Raw genomic sequence first — 16,190 nt, 5'->3', positions numbered from 1 at the left:
GGCGCACCGACTATAATCACCACCGCCCCCACACGAGCCTCGACGGGCTCACCCCGTGGGAATATCACCAACGGTCGAAAGGGGACCAAAACCTGAACAGAGCGAACTAAAGAACGCGGACTCTACGGGGAGCAGGTCACGGAAGACGGAAGACGGAAGACGGAAGACCGAAGCCTGCGGTCTTATGTCGATAGCCTGCCGAGCGCCCAGTGCCCTTGGACTTGCCTGCCTCGGGGCCATCCCCCGGATCAACTGTCCTGCAAAAGATCGGCCCTTGGACGAGCTCTCTGCGATTACAGCCCCCCGGGCCATACCCTGCCGGTGAGATCAAACCTCAGGCCAATCACGCCTTGAGAGCCCAACCTTCGTCCCTAGTCCACGCCAAAGGACCGCAAGGGACGAGCAGCCATTGCAGCGTCTTCTGAGTACTCAGCCCTCAGAGCAGACGCTGAGCATTGAGCCCCTTCAGACCAGCTGCTGAGTGCTGAGTCCCCTCAGAGCAAACGTTGAGTGCTAAGGTCCTTCGGACCAGCCGCTGAGTCCGAGCCCACTCAGGTCAATCCCAGAGCGCCCGGCATCCAGCCCAGTCCCAGAGCGCCCGGCATCCAGTCCAGCGCCCCCGAGCACCGAGCTCTCAGACCGACCTCGAGGCCAACCGCCCAAACCAGCGCCCCCGCCAAACACCCGACCCTCAGGCCAGCCGCCCGTGGCAGTGCTTGAACTTCTGCCCGGAGCCGCAGGGGCAGGGGGCGTTGCGTCCGGGGTTGCCCCAGGTGCTCTCGTCGGTCTCGTCGAAGCCCTCGACCAGCGGCTCGCGGGCGGCGACGGCGGGGCCGGCGGCCTCGCTTTCGGGGTTGGTCGCACCGGCCGGCGCCTGGGCCGCGGCGGCCTGGGCCTGGGACTGCTGGCGGCGCAGCTGCTCGACCAGCTGCTGGCGCTGCTCCTCGCTCATCGGCTGGATCTGGCAGAGCTTCTGGGTCACATCCGCGCGCAGGCTCTCGAGCATCGACTCGAAGAGCTGGAAGGCCTCGGTCTTGTATTCGTTCAGCGGGTCGCGCTGGGCGTAGCCGCGGAACCCCACCACCGAGCGCAGATGCTCCAGCGTCAGGAGATGCTCGCGCCACTTGGCGTCGATGGTCTGCAGCAGCACCTGCTTCTCGATCTGGCGCAGCGCATCGGAGCCGAAGGCTTCGGCCTTCTCGGCCATGAGCTTGTCGGAAGCCTCGGCGATGCGCTCGCGCAGGATTTCCTGGTCGACGCCATCCTCCTCGGCCCAGTCGGCGACCGGCAGGGCGATGTTGAGCGAGGATTTGATCGCCGCGTCGAGCTCCTCGACGTTCCACTGGTCGGCGTAGCTCTTGGGCGGGGCATAGGTGTCGACGAGATCGTCGATGACCTCCTCGCGCATGTCCTCGGTGACCTCGGTCAGGTCATCGGCTTCCATGATCTCGCGGCGCTGGCCGAAGATCACCTTGCGCTGGTCGTTCATCACGTCGTCGAACTTCAAGAGCTGCTTGCGGATGTCGAAGTTGCGGCCCTCGACCTTGGACTGGGCGCGTTCCAGCGACTTGTTCACCCAAGGGTGCACGATCGCCTCGCCTTCCTTCATGCCCAGCGAGGACAGCACCTTGTCGAGCCGCTCGGAGCCGAAGATCCGCATCAGGTCGTCGTCGAGCGACAGGAAGAAGGAAGAGCGCCCGGGGTCCCCCTGGCGGCCCGACCGGCCGCGCAGCTGGTTGTCGATGCGGCGGCTCTCGTGGCGCTCGGTGGCCAGGACAAACAGACCGCCGGCCTCTTTCACCCGGGCCTCGGCCTCGGATTGCGCGGCCTCGATGCGGGCGCGGATTTCCTCGGGGTTGCCGTTGGGCTCGGCGTCGAGCGCCTGCTGCACCTTCATCTCGAAGTTGCCGCCCAGTTTGATGTCGGTGCCGCGGCCGGCCATGTTGGTGGCGATGGTCACAGCGCCGGGCAGGCCGGCGTCGCCGACGATCTGGGCTTCCTGCTCGTGCTGGCGGGCGTTCAGCACGTTGTGCTTCAGCCCGGCCTTCTCGAGCAGCGAAGACAGCATCTCGGACTTGTCGATCGAGGTGGTGCCGACGAGGACCGGCTGGCCCTTCTCGTGGGCGAGGCGGATCTCCTCGACGATGGCGGCGAATTTCTCCTCGGCGGTGCGATAGACCTTGTCGTCTTCGTCGACCCGCGCGATCGGCTTGTTGGTCGGCACTTCGACCACGCCGAGGCCGTAGATCTCGGCGAACTCCTCGGCCTCGGTGGAGGCCGTGCCGGTCATGCCCGAGAGCTTTTCGTAGAGCCGGAAGTAGTTCTGGAAGGTGACCGAGGCGAGGGTCACGTTCTCGGGCTGGATCTGGCAGCCCTCCTTGGCCTCAATGGCCTGGTGCAGACCCTCGGAGAGGCGCCGCCCGGGCATCATCCGGCCGGTGAACTCGTCGATCAGCACGACCTCGCCGTCGCGGACGATGTATTCCTTGTCTTTCTGGTAGAGCTTGTGCGCGCGCAGGCCCTGGCTCAGATGGTGCACCACGGTGGTGCTTTCGGGGTCGTAGAGCGTCTGGCCCTCGGGCAGGAGGCCCGCCTCGACCAGCCGGCTTTCCAGGAACTCGTTGCCCGCGTCGGTGAAGGAGACGCTGCGGGTCTTCTCGTCGAGCTCGAAGTGCTCCTCGGTCAGCTCGGGGATCAGCACGTCGATGCCCTGGTAGAGGTTCGAACGGTCATCCGCGGGGCCCGAGATGATCAGCGGCGTGCGCGCCTCGTCGATCAGGATCGAGTCCACCTCGTCGACGATCGCGAAGTAATGGCCGCGCTGATACATCTGGTTCAGCTCGGACTTCATGTTGTCGCGCAGGTAGTCGAAGCCCAGCTCGTTGTTCGTGGCGTAGGTGATGTCGCACTGGTAGGCGTCGCGCTTCTCGTCCTCGGGCTGGCGCGGGTAGACCACGCCGGTGGTCAGCCCGAGCGCCCCGTAGACCTTGCCCATCCAGTCCGCGTCGCGGCGGGCGAGGTAGTCGTTCACGGTGACGATATGCACGCCCTTGCCGGTCAGCGCGTTGAGATAGGCCGGGAAGGTCGCGACCAGGGTCTTGCCCTCGCCGGTCTTCATTTCCGAGATGTTGCCCTGGTGCAGGAAGATCCCGCCCATGAGCTGCACGTCGAAGGCGCGCAGGCCCAGCGTGCGCTTGGCCGCCTCGCGGCAGTTGGCGAAGGCCTCGGGCAGGATCGCGTCGAGGCTCTCGCCCTCGCTGATGCGGGTCTTCAGCTCTTCGGTCTTGGCCTTGAGGCCGGCGTCGTCCAGGGCCTCGAACTCGGGCTCGAGCGCGTTGATCCTCTCGACCGCAGGGCGGGTCGCCTTGATCTTCCGGTCGTTCGGCGTTCCGAAGACCTTTTTCGCGAGTGTTCCGAACCCCAGCATACGCTCTCTTCCGCCTGTCACCATCTCGTGTGCCGGCATCTGCTTGCCCGTCCTGCACCGAGCCCATAGACAAACGGGGGAAAGACCGGCTGCACAGAGCCACGAGGCGATGTAAGGGTCGGCCAACAGAGTGTCAACGCTGCCCGCCCGTGGTGGCAGAAAGAGGTCCCTATGCCCCGACTGAGCCTGAAACTCACCGCTGCCGCGCTGGCGCTCTGCGCCGCGGGTCCGGCATGGTCGCAAGAGGACGGCGCAGCCAGTGAAACTCCGGCCGAGAGCGGCGCCGCCGCGCTGCCCGACGGCGGTCTGTCGACCGTGGTCGCCTCGGTCAACGGCACCGAGATCACGTTGGGTCACATGCTGATGGTGCGCGCGGGTCTGCCCGAGCAGTACCAGCAGCTGCCGGCCAATGTGCTCTTCGAAGGCATCCTCGATCAGCTCGTGCAGCAGGAGGTCCTGGCCCAGTCCGACGCCGCCCGCGAGACCGAGGGCGCGCGCATCACGCTCGAGAACGAGCGCCGGGCGCTGCTGGCCTCCGAGGCGGTCGCGGCGCTGTCGCAGGACGCGGTCTCGGACGAGGACCTGCGCGCCGCCTATGACGAGCGTTTCGGCGAGTTCGAGGGCGAGACCCAGTACAACGCCGCGCATATCCTGGTCGAGACCGAGGAAGAGGCCCAGGCGGTCAAGGACGAGCTCGACGGCGGCGCCGATTTCGCGACGCTGGCGCAGGAACGCTCCACCGGGCCCTCGGGCTCGAACGGCGGCGATCTCGGCTGGTTCTCCGCCGGGCAGATGGTCGCCCCCTTCCAGGAAGCGGTCGAGACGCTCGAGCCCGGCGCGGTCTCCGGCCCCGTCGAGACCCAGTTCGGCTGGCATATCGTCAAGCTGAACGAGACCCGCCAGCAGGAGGCGCCGAGCTTCGAGGAAGCGCGCCCGCAGCTCCAGCAGCAGCTCAGCCAGCAGGCCGTGGAAGCCGCGATCCAGGGCCTCGTCGACGAGGCCGAGGTCGCCCGCCCGGGTGCCGATCTCGACCCCTCCGTCCTTGACCGGACGGACCTCCTGACGGAGGGCTGACATGGCCAAGATCACCGGCCGCTCGCCGCTTGCCCCCGAGGCCTTCCCAGTGATGCCGGTGATCAAGGGCGTGCGCTTCGCTACCACGGCGGCGGGCGTCCGCTACGCCGGGCGCGTGGACGTCATGCTGGCGCATCTCGCCCCCGGCTCGACGCTCGCCGGCGTCTTCACCCGCTCGGCCACCCGCGCCGCGCCGGTGCTCGACGGTCAGGCCAAGATCGGCCTCGACCCCAAAGAGGGCGACGGCGCCGCGATCCTGGTCAATTCCGGCAATGCCAATGCCTTCACCGGCCGCGCCGGCATCGAGGCGGTCCGCGCCGTGACCGAGGCGGTCTCGGGCGCCATGGACCTGCCCGAGGCGCGGGTCTTCATGTCCTCGACCGGGGTCATCGGCGAGCCGCTGCCGCACGCCCGGATCACCGCCAAGATCGAGGAACTGGTCGGCGGGCTCTCCGAGGAGGGCATCGCCGAGGCCGCCGAGGCGATCCGCACCACCGACACCTTCCCGAAAGGCGCCTCGGCCGAGATCAAGATCGACGGCCGCCCGGTGCGCATCGCCGGCATCGCCAAGGGCTCGGGCATGATCGCGCCCGACATGGCGACCATGCTGGTCTATATCTTCACCGACGCCGCGATCGACCGCGAGGACCTGCAGGCGCTGGTCTCGGGCATCAACGCGCGGACCTTCAACAACATCACCGTGGACAGCGACACCTCGACCTCGGACACGCTTTTGATGGGCGCGACCGGGGCCTCGGGCGTGCGCGTGGACCGCGGCACCCAAGCCTTCGCCGAGGCGCTCGAGGGCGTCTTCCTCGACCTTGCCCACCAGGTCGTGCGGGACGGCGAGGGGGCGACGAAATTCGTCACCGTCTCGGTCACCGGGGCGGCCTCGGAGGCGGATGCCCGCACCCATGCGCTGGCCATCGCCAATTCGCCGCTCGTGAAGACCGCCATCGCCGGCGAGGACCCGAACTGGGGCCGGGTGGTCATGGCGATCGGCAAGTCCGGCGCCGCCGCGGACCGCGACCTCTTGTCGATCCGCTTCGGCGAGGTGCGCGTCGCCGAGAAGGGCTGGGTCAGCCCCGACTACCGCGAGGAAATGGGCGCCGCCGTGATGAAGGAGCCGGAAATCGAGATCGGCGTCGACCTGGGCCTGGGCGAGGGAAGCGCCACGGTCTGGACCTGCGACCTGACCCACGGCTACATCTCGATCAACGCCGATTACCGCTCGTGAGCGTGGCGCTTTGCGATACGGCCCCGGCGCTGCCGGCGGGCCTTGGAGTGGGCCTTGGCCACGGCCGGGGGCGCGCATGAAGACCGTGCTTGTCTCCGCCGTTGCCCTGATCGACCCAGAGGGCCGGGTGCTTTTGGCCCAGCGGCCCGAGGGCAAGAGCATGGCCGGTCTCTGGGAGTTTCCCGGCGGCAAGGTCGAGCCGGGCGAGACCCCCGAGGCCGCGCTGATCCGCGAGCTGCACGAGGAGCTGGGCATCGACACCTGGGAAAGCTGCCTCGCGCCGCTGACCTTCGCCTCGCACAGCTACGAGAGCTTCCACCTGCTGATGCCGCTCTTCGCCTGCCGCAAGTGGCAAGGCATCCCCACCCCGCGCGAGGGGCAGGTGCTGAAATGGGCCCATGCGCGGGATCTTTCGAGCTATCCCATGCCGCCCGCCGACGTGCCGATCATCCCGATCCTGCGCGACTGGCTCTGAGCGCCGTGCGGGCGGGGCGATCCCGGTTTCCGGGAGTGCGAAGGCGCATTTGCGTATTTGGGGTGATTCTTTTTCGGGAAAAGCCGGATTTGGGTGCCGGTCCCGAAAGCGGATTTTTCTTTTACGCCGCATCAGTGGGTTAGGCGGTTTTCCCGCCGAAATCTCGTGGAATCTCACGTCACATTTGGAACTTTTTTCGCGTTTTTGCGTGCACGCATCCCGGTGCCTGAAGCCGGTCAAATCACCAATTTGTTGAGCCTATGATTCCGTCGACTCGCCAATAGCTTGCATGGATTGTGGCGAAGGTTGGGCGAAATTGCCCAAAAATCGTAATTCTGCCTCGCCCTCATTCTCCCGCGCCCCGGAGGCGCGTGCATTGAATGGAGGCTTTCATGAACTTCACTCGAATTTCTTCTCTGGCACTGGCCGCGGCCCTCGCGGCGACGCCCGCGCTCGCCACGGATATCTCGGCCTCGGTGGGCCTCGGCGGAGATGACGGCATCTCGGCCGATGTCGACGCCTCGATCGGCGGCGGCTCCGGCGTGGACGCCGATGCCGATGTCTCGGTCGGCGGCAGCTCGGGCGCGGATGCGGATGCCGATGTTTCCGTGGGCGGAGGCTCGGGCGTGGATGCGGATGCCGATGTTTCCGTGGGCGGCGGCTCGGGCGTGGATGCCGATGCCGACGTCTCGGTCGGCGGATCGAGCGGCGGCGGCTCCGGTGGCGGCTCCGGTGGGGGCTCCGGCGGCGGCTCGGGTGGTTCGGGCGGCTCCGGTGGAGGGTCTGGCGGCGGCTCCGGCGGCGGCTCCGGTGGTGGCACCGGGGGATCTGGCGGGGGCTCCGGCGGCGGCTCCGGCGGCGGCACCGGCACGGATGGCACGGACGACGGCACCGGCGGGCAGACCAACCAGTCGGCCGCGGCCAATGCCAACAGCGGCGCGGGCGCCTTCGGGGGCGGCGGAGACGAGCCGCCGACGCGGCAGATCCTCGGCACCCAGCTCTTCTCCTCGGACGGGGAGCGGATCGGCACCGTGGTCTCGCTTCAGGAGCGCACCGCGGAGGGCCTCCTGATCCGGGTCGAGCTGAACCCCGGGCTCGGGGTCGATCGCAACAGCGTGCTGTTCCGCATGGGCCGCAACGCGCAATGGGGCCGCGACATCACGCTCGACATGACCGCCTTCCGCTTCCTGCGGGCGATCCAGTCGTAACCGCCCGACAAAGAAAAACCCCGGCCGGTCGCAGGGACCGGCCGGGGCTTTGACCGTCGCATCCCGTCAGGGGCGTCAGAGCGAGCGCTCGACCTCTTCGCGGGTGAAGATCTCGATCACGTCGTTCTTGCGGATGTCGTCGTAGTTTTCGAAGGCCATGCCGCACTCCTGGCCGGATTGCACCTCGGCAACCTCGTCCTTGAAGCGCTTCAGCGTCTTCAGCGTGCCCTCGTGGATCACCACGTCGTCGCGCAGGAGGCGCACCCCGGCGGACCGGCGGGCGATGCCCTCGGTCACGAGGCAGCCGGCGACAGTGCCGACACCCGAGACGCGGAAGGTCTCGAGGATCTGCGCGTAGCCGATGAAGTTCTCCCGGATCTCGTTCGACAAGAGGCCCGAGGCCGCCGCCTTCACGTCGTCCACGAGGTCGTAGATCACGCTGTAGTAGCGCAGCTCCACGCCCTTCTGGTTGGCGCTGTTGCGGGCCGAGGTATTGGCCCGGACGTTGAAGCCCAGGATCGGCGCGTTCGAGGCTTCCGCGAGACCCACATCGGTCTCGGTGATGGCGCCCACACCGTAGTGCAGCACGCGCACGCGCACCTCGTCGTTGCCGACCTTCTCCAGCGCCTGGACGATGGCCTCGGCAGAACCCTGCACGTCGGCCTTCACCAGCACCGGCAGCTCGGAGACGTTCTCGTCGTCCTTGGCCTTCTGCATCAGCGCCTCGAGGGTGGTCGCGGCACCGGCTGCGGCGCGCTTGTCCTTCGAGACCTGCTGGCGGTACTCGGCGATCTCGCGGGCCTGCGCCTCGGTCGAGACGACGTTCAACACGTCGCCCGCCTCGGGCGTGCCGTTGAGGCCCAGGACCTCGACCGGAACCGAGGGCCCGGCTTCCTTCACGCGCTTGCCCTGGTCGTTCTCCATGGCGCGGACCTTGCCCCACTGCTCGCCGACGACGAAGATGTCGCCCTGGCGCAGGGTGCCGGTCTGCACGAGCACGGTGGCCACGGGGCCGCGGCCCACGTCGAGCTGCGCCTCGATCACCGCGCCCATGGCGGGACGATCGGGGTTGGCGTTCAGCTCGAGCAGTTCGGACTGCAGCGCGATGGCCTCGAGCAGATTGTCGAGCCCGGCGCCGGAGATCGCGGAGACCTCCACGTCCTGCACCTCGCCCGACATCTCCTCGACGATGACCTCGTGCTGAAGCAGGTCGGTGCGGACCTTGGTCGGGTTCGCCTCGGGCTTGTCGCACTTGTTGATCGCCACGATCATCGGGACGTTGGCCGCCTTGGCGTGATTGATCGCCTCCACGGTCTGCGGCATCACCGCGTCATCCGCGGCCACGACCAGCACCACGATGTCGGTCACCTGCGCGCCACGCGAGCGCATCGAGGTGAAGGCCGCGTGGCCCGGGGTGTCGAGGAAGGTCAGCGTGCGGCCCGTCGAGGGATCGTCCACCTGGTAGGCGCCGATGTGCTGGGTGATGCCGCCGGCCTCGCCCGACACGACCTTGGTCTTCCGAATCGCGTCCAGAAGCGAGGTCTTGCCGTGGTCGACGTGGCCCATGATCGTGATGATCGGGGCGCGCGGCTGCAGGTCCTCGGGCTTGTCGTCGGTCTGTTCGAGCACCTGTTCGACGTCCGAGTCGGAGACCCGGGTGACGCTGTGGCCGAACTCTTCGATGATGAGCTCCGCGGTATCGGCGTCGATCGACTGGTTCTGCGTCGCCATGACGCCGTTCTGCATCAGCGCCTTGACCACGTCGCCCACGCGCTCGGACATGCGGTTCGCCAGCTCGGCGACGGTGATCGCCTCGGGCAGCTGCACGTCGCGCATGACCTTCTCGCGCGGCTGGGGCTGGCCCATCGCCTTCTGGCGGGCCCGCTCCTGCTTGCGCTTCATCGCGGCCATGGACTTCTGACGGCCGCCTTCGCCACCGGCCAGCGCCTGGTTGACGGTCAGCTTGCCGGAGCGGCGGCCGCCGTCACGCGCCTTGGGCGCGCGGCCGCGGTCGTCGTCGCGGCCCGCGGGACGGCGCGTTTCCTTGCCCTGGGGCTTGCCGCCGCCACGGTTGGGCTGGGCCGCCTCGGCTGCCGCCGGGGCCTGGGGCGCGGATTTCGCGCGTTCGGCCGCCTCGGCGTCCTCGCGCTTCTTGCGCTCTTCGTCCTCGGCCTTCTGGCGGGCCCGTTCCTCGGCCTCGCGCTGTTCGCGCTCTTTCTGTTCCTTCTCGGCGCGCAGGCGCTCGCGCTCTTCGGCGCGGGCCTTTTCCTCGGCCTCGCGCTTGGCGGTCTCTTCCGCCTCGCGTGCCTTGGCGGCCTGCAGCGCCTTCAGGCGGCGCTCCATTTCCGCGTCGGAGATGCCGGCAGGACGCTTCGCCGAAGCGGCGGCCTTCTGCGCGGCCGTTTTCTCGCCGCCGCCGGAGGATTTCGACGCAGAGGCGCCGCCGCCGGATTTCGGCACCACGACGCGCTTGCGCTTGGTCTCCACCACGACGTTCTTGGTGCGTCCGTGGCTGAAGCTCTGCTTCACAGATCCCGAACGGGGACCGCCGCGTACACCCAAAGTCTTCTTGCCGTCGTTTTCGCTCATGAAGCTCTCTTATCCTTTCCGGCGGCCCCTGCCGCCGCGTCCTGCGCCACGCCCATGGCGCGCATACCCTTCAATCGTCGGGCATCCTCTACAACACGATTCGTGAGACCGCCAGCGCCCAGCGCGGCGTGTATCACTTTATCACGGCCGAAGGCCCGACCCAGTTCGGAGGCAGCGAGCCATCCGATATAGGTCCCGTAGTGCGGGGTCGAGAGTTTCGACTTGCCCCGCTGAGAGCCGTCCTCGGCCTGGATCAGGACCTCGGCTTCTTCCTTTTGAAGCAGGTCCTTGACCTTTTCGTAGCCGGCGACCGCCAGGCCCGATTTCCGCGCCAGGCTGACCAGGTTGATCACCCGGTCGGCCAGAAGAGACTCGACCTGATCGGCCAGATCCGCGGGCACGGATACCTTGGCCTTGGCGGCGCGGGCAAAGAGATTCTTGCCCGTCGCCTTCTCGATCGCCGCGCGGCTTGCCGTCACCCAGATGCCGCGGCCCGGCAGTTTGCCGGCGATATCCGGCACGATCTGGGCCTCGGGACCGACCACGAAGCGGATCAGCCCTTCGGCGGGGCGCACCTCGCCCGAGGCGATGCAGCGCCGGTCCGGCCCGGTCTCACGGTCCTTTATGCGGCCTCCGCGCGTCACGTGTGGCTCATGCCTCCTCGGTCACTTGCGGGTCGTCGCCGGCCTCGCCGTCGTCACCGCCCTCGGCGTCCTCGCCTTCGGCGGTCTCGTCTTCCTCGAGCTCGGTCGGATCGACCCAGCCAAGCAGGACGCGCGCGGTCATCACCATGTTCTGCGCTTCCTCGAGGCTCACCTCGAAGGGCTCCAGCAGGCCGTCGTCCTTGACGCGCTGGCCGTCGACGGTGGTCCAGCCCCCGGCGAGCTCCCAGTCGGCGCAGGTGGCGAAATCCTCGAGCGTCTTGATGTCGTCCTTGGCGAGCGCCTCGACCATCTGGGGTGTCAGGCCCTCGAATTCAATGAGGCTCTCCTCGGCACCGAGCGCCTTGGCGCGTTCCAGGGCCTCGGCGGCCTGCGCCTCGAGCACGTCGCGGGCACGGGCCTGCAGCTCCTCGGCGGTCTCCTCGTCGACGCCGTCGATCACCGTCAGCTCGTCGAGGTCGACATAGGCCACCTCCTCGAGGTTGGTGAAGCCTTCCGAGACCAGGAGCTGGGCGAAGAACTCGTCGAGGTCCAGCGTGTCGACGAAGAGCTTGGTGCGCTCCTCGAATTCCTTCTGGCGGCGCGCCGATTCCTCTTCCTCGGTCATGATGTCGATGTCGAGGGCGGTGAGCTGCGAGGCGAGGCGCACGTTCTGGCCGCGCCGGCCGATGGCCAGGCTGAGCTGCTCGTCGGGCACCACGACCTCGATGCGCTCGGCGTCCTCGTCGAGGACCACCTTGGAGACCTCGGCGGGCTGCAGCGCGTTGACGAGGAAGGTCGGGACGTCCTCGTTCCACGGGATAATGTCGATCTTCTCGCCCTGCAGCTCGTTGACCACGGCCTGCACGCGGGAGCCCCGCATGCCGACGCAGGCGCCGACCGGGTCGATCGAGCCGTCATAGGAGATCACCGCGATCTTGGCGCGGCTGCCCGGGTCGCGGGCGACGGCCTTGATCTCGATGATGCCGTCGTAGATTTCCGGCACTTCCATCTTGAAGAGCTCGGCCATGAACTCCGGCGCGGTGCGCGACAGGAAGATCTGCGGGCCGCGGGTCTCGCGGCGCACGTCCTTGATGTAGCAGCGGATCCGGTCGTTCGGGCGGTAGGCCTCGCGGCCGATCTTCTCGTTGCGGCGCAGGATGCCCTCGCCGCGGCCGATGTCGACGATGACGTTGCCGTATTCCTCGCGCTTGACGACACCGTTGATGATGGTGCCGGCGCGATCCTTGAACTCCTCGAACTGGCGGTCGCGCTCGGCCTCGCGGACCTTCTGCAGGATCACCTGCTTGGCCGATTGCGCGGCGATCCGGCCCAGTTCGACCGGCGGGACTTCTTCGACGAACTGGTCGCCGATCTTGGGGTCCTCGAGATACTGCTTGGCCTGTTCGACGGTGAACTCGGCCTGGTAGTTCTCGAGCTCTTCCTCTTCGACCACGGTGCGCACGCGTGTGAAGGTCGCCCGGCCGGTGCGGCGGTCGATCTTGACGCGGATGTCCATCTCGGCGCCGTAGCGCGACTTCGCGGCCCGGGCGAGGCTTTCCTCCATCGCCTCGACCACGAGCGCGGGGTCGATCATCTTCTCGCGCGCCACCGCTTCGGCGGTCTGCAGAAGCTCGAGCTGGTTGGCGGATGTGATGGCCATCTCTTGTTACTCCTCGCTTTGGCCGTCCTCGGCCTCGATATCGTCGTATTGGGTTTCGTCGAGGCCTTGCGCCTTGCGGGCCTTCAGCATCTCGCGGATCAGCTCGTCGGTCAGCACCAGCTTGGCGTCGGCGAGCCAGTCGAACTCGAGCCCCACGGTGCCCTCGTCGATATTGACCAGCACCTCGGAGCCCTCGACCCCGGCCAGGACGCCCTTGAAGCGCTTGCGGCCGTCGATCAGCTCATGGGTCTCGAGCTTGGCCTCGTAGCCCTCGAAGGTCTCGAAGTCCTTCAGCCGGGTCAGCGGCCGGTCGATGCCGGGCGAGGAGACCTCGAGCGTATAGGCATCGAGGATCGGGTCCTCGACGTCGAAGACCGCCGAGAGCGCGGTCGAGATCTCGGCGCATTCGTCGACCTCGATGCCGCCTTCGGCGCGTTCGGCCATGACCTGCAGGAGCGGGGACTTGCCCCCCTGCAGGCGCACGCGGACAAGTTCGAATCCCATGTCCTCGATCACCGGGCGGGCGATCTCGGCGATGCGCTGGTCCATGGATGTCTTTGCGATCAGGTCGGTCATGTGACCCCAAGGCTGTGCGGTTGTCTGTGGCGGAAACAAAAAAACGGGCCCGCGGCCCGTCACTTGGTTCCGGTGGAGCACCGGGCGTGGACCCCAGCGCGCCGCTGTTGAAAGGCATATACGCAGCGCGGCGTGAGTCTGCAAGTGGTTTGCGTGTGGGGGAGGGGGGGAGTGGAGTGACGCGTGAGTCTGCAAGAGCTTTGCGTTTGTGGACTTCACCCCGTCTCTGGTCCGGGTTTCATGCGACCTTCCGGGCGCGTGGACTTCACCTCGCACCCACGCACGCTCCCACCGCCTCCTCACGCCAATAACCCCGCGCACCCCCTTGCGCCCGAACAGCACCGAAGGTGCCGGGCGCGCGCCGGACCGGCCCGATGGGCCGGCGCTCCTTGGGGTGGCGTGATTAGCTCACCTCTAGCCCCGACCTTGCTGGGATAAAGTGCATAGCTCAGAGGTCGGTAGCGCCGGCCCCCGGTCCGGCGCGCGCCCTCTGGTTCGAAGGGTTTCGACGGGGGCGGTCGCTCTTTGGTGGGTGAGGGGAGAAATCGGCGGCAGCGTCTTCGGCTTCATTGAAGGCACCGGTTTCAAAGCTCTCACCGACATTCGTGGTCCCGCTTCCCGTCCCTCGCCCCTCTCGCACCCCCTTGCGCCCGAACAGCATCGAAGATGCCGAGCGCGCGCCGGACCGGCCCCTTGGGCCGGCGCTCCTTGGGGTGGCGTGATTAGCTCACAGCGAGCAATGACCTCGCTGGGATAAAGCGCATAGCCCGGATGTCAGCAGCGCCGGCCCCCGGTCCGGCGCGCGCCCTCTGGTGCAAGTGGTGGAGATGTTGGCGGGCGCTCTTGGGTGAGGGCGGGGGCGCCTTGGTGAGGGCCAGGGGGGGCGCCCGGCCCCACCTCGTGCCGGTCCACCGGGGTGTGCCGACGCACCGGGAGGGTCTTGCCGTGCCTCATCTGCGTCACCGCCCGCCCGGGCCGTGCCATCCAGCTGCAGCCACGCCCACCGTCTCCCCACCGTAACGCCGAACCACCGTAACGCCCCATCCCCCATCACCCTTCAGTCACGTCAGCGCGATGGGCATGGAAACATCCCGCCGGGTCCGCGTTCCTGCCTCTCCTTCGAACGACGCAACAAGAGCAGAGGACGCCATGAGCCGCGACATCGTGACCATCAACCCCGCCACCGAGGAAGAGATCGCCAGCTACGCCTATATGTCCGACGCCGAGGTCGAGACCGCGGTCGCGGCCTGCCACGAGGCCTTCCTCGACTGGCGGATGCGCCCGGCTGCCGACCGCGCCGAGATCGTCGGCGCCATCGCCCAGGCGCTGCGCGACAACAAGGAGGACTTCGCCCGGCTCATGACCCGCGAGATGGGCAAGCTCCTGCAGGCCAGCCGCGACGAGATCGACGCCTGCGCGGCGATCTGCGACTTCACTGCCAAGCACGGCCCCGAGGAGCTCGCCGACGAGACCCGCGACATCCCGCAGGGCACCGGCCTCGTGCGCTACGCACCACTCGGCGTGATCTACGGCATCCAGCCCTGGAACTTCCCCTGCTACCAGGTGATCCGCTACGCCATCGCCAACCTCATGGCGGGCAACGGGGTGCTTCTGAAGCACGCCGAGAACACCACCGGCTCGGGCCTCTTCCTGCGCGACCTGATGGAGAAGGCGGGGCTGCCGAAGCATCTCTTCACCGTGCTCCTGATCGACCACGACCAGTCCGATCGGGTGATCGAGAACGACCTGGTGCGCGGCGTGACGCTGACCGGCTCGGACGTGGCGGGCCGCAAGGTCGGCCAGAAGGCCGCCGAGCAGATCAAGAAATCGGTGCTCGAGCTGGGCTCGAACGACGCCTACCTGGTGCTCGACGAGGCCGACCTCGATCTCGCGGTGAAGACCTGCGTGGTGGGCCGGACTTACAACAACGGCCAGACCTGCGTGAACGCCAAGCGCTTCATCGTGACCGAGAAGAACTACGACGCCTTCGTCGAGAAGTTCGCCGAGAAGATGGGCCGGCTCGAGATGGGCGATCCGACCGAGGAGGGCACCCGCCTCGGCCCGCTCGCCCGCGAGGACCTGCGCGACACGCTGGCCTCCCAGGTCGACAAGAGCGTCGAGAAGGGCGCCCGCGTGCTGGTCGGCGGCGAGACCCCCGAGGGCAAGGGCGCCTTCTACCCCGCCACCGTGCTGGTCGACGTGAAGCCCGGCCAGCCGGCCTATGACGACGAGCTCTTCGGCCCGGTCGCCTCGGTGATCAAGGCGCGCGACGACGAGGACGCCATGCGGATCGCCAACGACAGCCGTTACGGCCTCGGCGGCGGCATCTTCTGCAAGGACGAGGCGCATGCCCGCGAGCTGGCCGCGACGCATTTCGACACCGGCATGGTCTGCGTGAACGGCTTCAACGCCGCGGTGCCGAACATGCCCTTTGGCGGGGTGAAGAACTCCGGCTACGGCCGCGAGCACGGCGGCTTCGGGATGAAGGAATTCGTCAACATCAAGTCGGTCTACGTGCACCAGCAGTGAGGCTGGATTTGCCGCTCCCGGGGCTCCGGGGGCGGCTTTTTTGTGAGTGATGGGGTCTTTGAAGTGACGATCTGTTTGTGCTGATGTCCTGGCAGGACCTGCTGCAAGGAGGCTGCTGAGGAAGAAGTGCGAACCGAGCGTATTGCGCGGATGCGGGTCTGCAAGAACTCGGACTTGGTGCGCGGCGCGCGGCCGGACTTGCACGCGGCACAAGCGGGCTGATCCCAAGCGAAGCGGACGAGCCCTCCCGCCTACCGCCAAAGCCCAGCTAGCGCCTGAGAGGCACACCACTCTAAGGCCCCGCACCGCCTCCCAAATACAAAATCACACCCAACACCCACCCAAAACACACCCCTCCAAACCACCCCTTCTTGCGCCCGAATAGCACCGAAGGTGCCGGGCGCGCGCCGGACCGGCCCGATGGGCCGGCGCTCCTTGGGGTGGCGTGCTTGGCTCAACGCCAGTCCTGACCTTGCTGCCATAAAGCGCCTTGCTCAGAGGGCAGCAGCGCAGGCCCCCGGTCCGGCGCGCGCCCTCTGGTGTGCTGGTGGAGAGGGCGAAGGGGCGTTTGGCCGCGGTCAGAGCGCAACCTTTGCCTTTCGCTTGCACCCTCGCCCGCCGCGACGCCAGCTTTCACGAGAGACGAGAGACGAGAGACGAGAGACGAGAGACGAGAGACGAGAGACGAGAGACGAGAGACGAGAGACGAGAGACGAGAGACGAGAGACGAGAGACGAGAGACGAGAGACGAGAGACGAGAGACGAGAGACG

General features: G+C 67.6%; 10 protein-coding genes. 5 read left to right on the top strand and 5 right to left on the bottom strand.

Translation table 11 applies throughout. The features are described 5' to 3' along the window. Positions 1-691: 691 nt before the first annotated feature. Positions 692-3,427: a preprotein translocase subunit SecA gene (gene secA / locus ACX938_RS17770; protein ID WP_459432038.1), complete on the bottom strand. Its 2,736-nt coding sequence runs from the start codon at positions 3,425-3,427 to the stop codon at positions 692-694. 171 nt (positions 3,428-3,598) lie between these two features. Between secA and ACX938_RS17765 the strand changes: the two genes are divergently transcribed. The 4 genes from ACX938_RS17765 (at position 3,599) to ACX938_RS17750 (ending at position 7,421) form a co-directional block, all read left to right on the top strand. Next, entirely contained in the window at positions 3,599-4,501 is a 903-nt protein-coding gene (locus ACX938_RS17765; RefSeq protein WP_459432037.1) for a peptidylprolyl isomerase, read from the top strand. Between the two features lies 1 nt (position 4,502). Then, on the top strand, positions 4,503-5,738 hold the full coding sequence (gene argJ, locus ACX938_RS17760; RefSeq protein WP_459432036.1) for a bifunctional glutamate N-acetyltransferase/amino-acid acetyltransferase ArgJ: 1,236 nt from the start codon (positions 4,503-4,505) through the stop codon (positions 5,736-5,738). Positions 5,739-5,814: 76 nt separating this feature from the next. Beyond that, positions 5,815-6,213 carry a (deoxy)nucleoside triphosphate pyrophosphohydrolase gene (locus ACX938_RS17755; protein WP_459432035.1) on the top strand — a complete coding sequence of 133 codons (399 nt, stop codon included), beginning with the start codon at positions 5,815-5,817 and terminating at the stop codon, positions 6,211-6,213. Positions 6,214-6,605: 392 nt separating this feature from the next. After that, positions 6,606-7,421 (top strand): hypothetical protein, encoded by an 816-nt coding sequence (locus ACX938_RS17750; RefSeq protein WP_459432034.1) that lies wholly within the window; start codon positions 6,606-6,608, stop codon positions 7,419-7,421. 75 nt (positions 7,422-7,496) lie between these two features. Here the strand turns inward: ACX938_RS17750 and infB are convergent, their stop codons facing one another. Genes infB through rimP form a run of 4 tightly spaced genes read right to left on the bottom strand, consistent with a single transcriptional unit; the run spans position 7,497 to position 12,890 of the window. After that, positions 7,497-10,010, bottom strand: a complete 2,514-nt coding sequence (gene infB / locus ACX938_RS17745) for a translation initiation factor IF-2 (protein ID WP_232753896.1) — start codon at positions 10,008-10,010, stop codon at positions 7,497-7,499. Beyond that, entirely contained in the window at positions 10,007-10,654 is a 648-nt protein-coding gene (locus ACX938_RS17740) for an RNA-binding protein (RefSeq protein ID WP_232753897.1), read from the bottom strand. The genes infB and ACX938_RS17740 overlap by 4 nt, the downstream gene beginning before the upstream one ends. 7 nt (positions 10,655-10,661) lie before the next feature. After that, on the bottom strand, positions 10,662-12,314 hold the full coding sequence (gene nusA / locus ACX938_RS17735; RefSeq protein ID WP_232753898.1) for a transcription termination factor NusA: 1,653 nt from the start codon (positions 12,312-12,314) through the stop codon (positions 10,662-10,664). Positions 12,315-12,320: 6 nt separating this feature from the next. Continuing rightward, positions 12,321-12,890, bottom strand: a complete 570-nt coding sequence (gene rimP / locus ACX938_RS17730; RefSeq protein ID WP_232753899.1) for a ribosome maturation factor RimP — start codon at positions 12,888-12,890, stop codon at positions 12,321-12,323. A 1,149-nt stretch (positions 12,891-14,039) separates the two neighbouring features. Here rimP and ACX938_RS17725 point away from each other — a divergent pair. Next, positions 14,040-15,419 (top strand): NAD-dependent succinate-semialdehyde dehydrogenase, encoded by a 1,380-nt coding sequence (locus ACX938_RS17725; protein ID WP_459432033.1) that lies wholly within the window; start codon positions 14,040-14,042, stop codon positions 15,417-15,419. Positions 15,420-16,190: the final 771 nt, after the last annotated feature.

This window comes from Roseivivax sp. (assembly GCF_054552075.1).
This window is presented reverse-complemented; position numbering and strand designations above follow the sequence as displayed.

What these genes read in the sequence shown, in the direction of transcription:
- argJ (WP_459432036.1), top strand. Translation starts at nt 4,503, where the DNA reads ATGGCCAAGATCACCGGCCGCTCGCCGCTTGCCCCCGAGGCCTTCCCA.
- infB (WP_232753896.1), bottom strand. Translation starts at nt 10,010, where the DNA reads ATGAGCGAAAACGACGGCAAGAAGACTTTGGGTGTACGCGGCGGTCCC.
- rimP (WP_232753899.1), bottom strand. Translation starts at nt 12,890, where the DNA reads ATGACCGACCTGATCGCAAAGACATCCATGGACCAGCGCATCGCCGAG.
- ACX938_RS17755 (WP_459432035.1), top strand. Translation starts at nt 5,815, where the DNA reads ATGAAGACCGTGCTTGTCTCCGCCGTTGCCCTGATCGACCCAGAGGGC.
- ACX938_RS17725 (WP_459432033.1), top strand. Translation starts at nt 14,040, where the DNA reads ATGAGCCGCGACATCGTGACCATCAACCCCGCCACCGAGGAAGAGATC.
- ACX938_RS17765 (WP_459432037.1), top strand. Translation starts at nt 3,599, where the DNA reads ATGCCCCGACTGAGCCTGAAACTCACCGCTGCCGCGCTGGCGCTCTGC.
- secA (WP_459432038.1), bottom strand. Translation starts at nt 3,427, where the DNA reads ATGCTGGGGTTCGGAACACTCGCGAAAAAGGTCTTCGGAACGCCGAAC.
- nusA (WP_232753898.1), bottom strand. Translation starts at nt 12,314, where the DNA reads ATGGCCATCACATCCGCCAACCAGCTCGAGCTTCTGCAGACCGCCGAA.
- ACX938_RS17750 (WP_459432034.1), top strand. Translation starts at nt 6,606, where the DNA reads ATGAACTTCACTCGAATTTCTTCTCTGGCACTGGCCGCGGCCCTCGCG.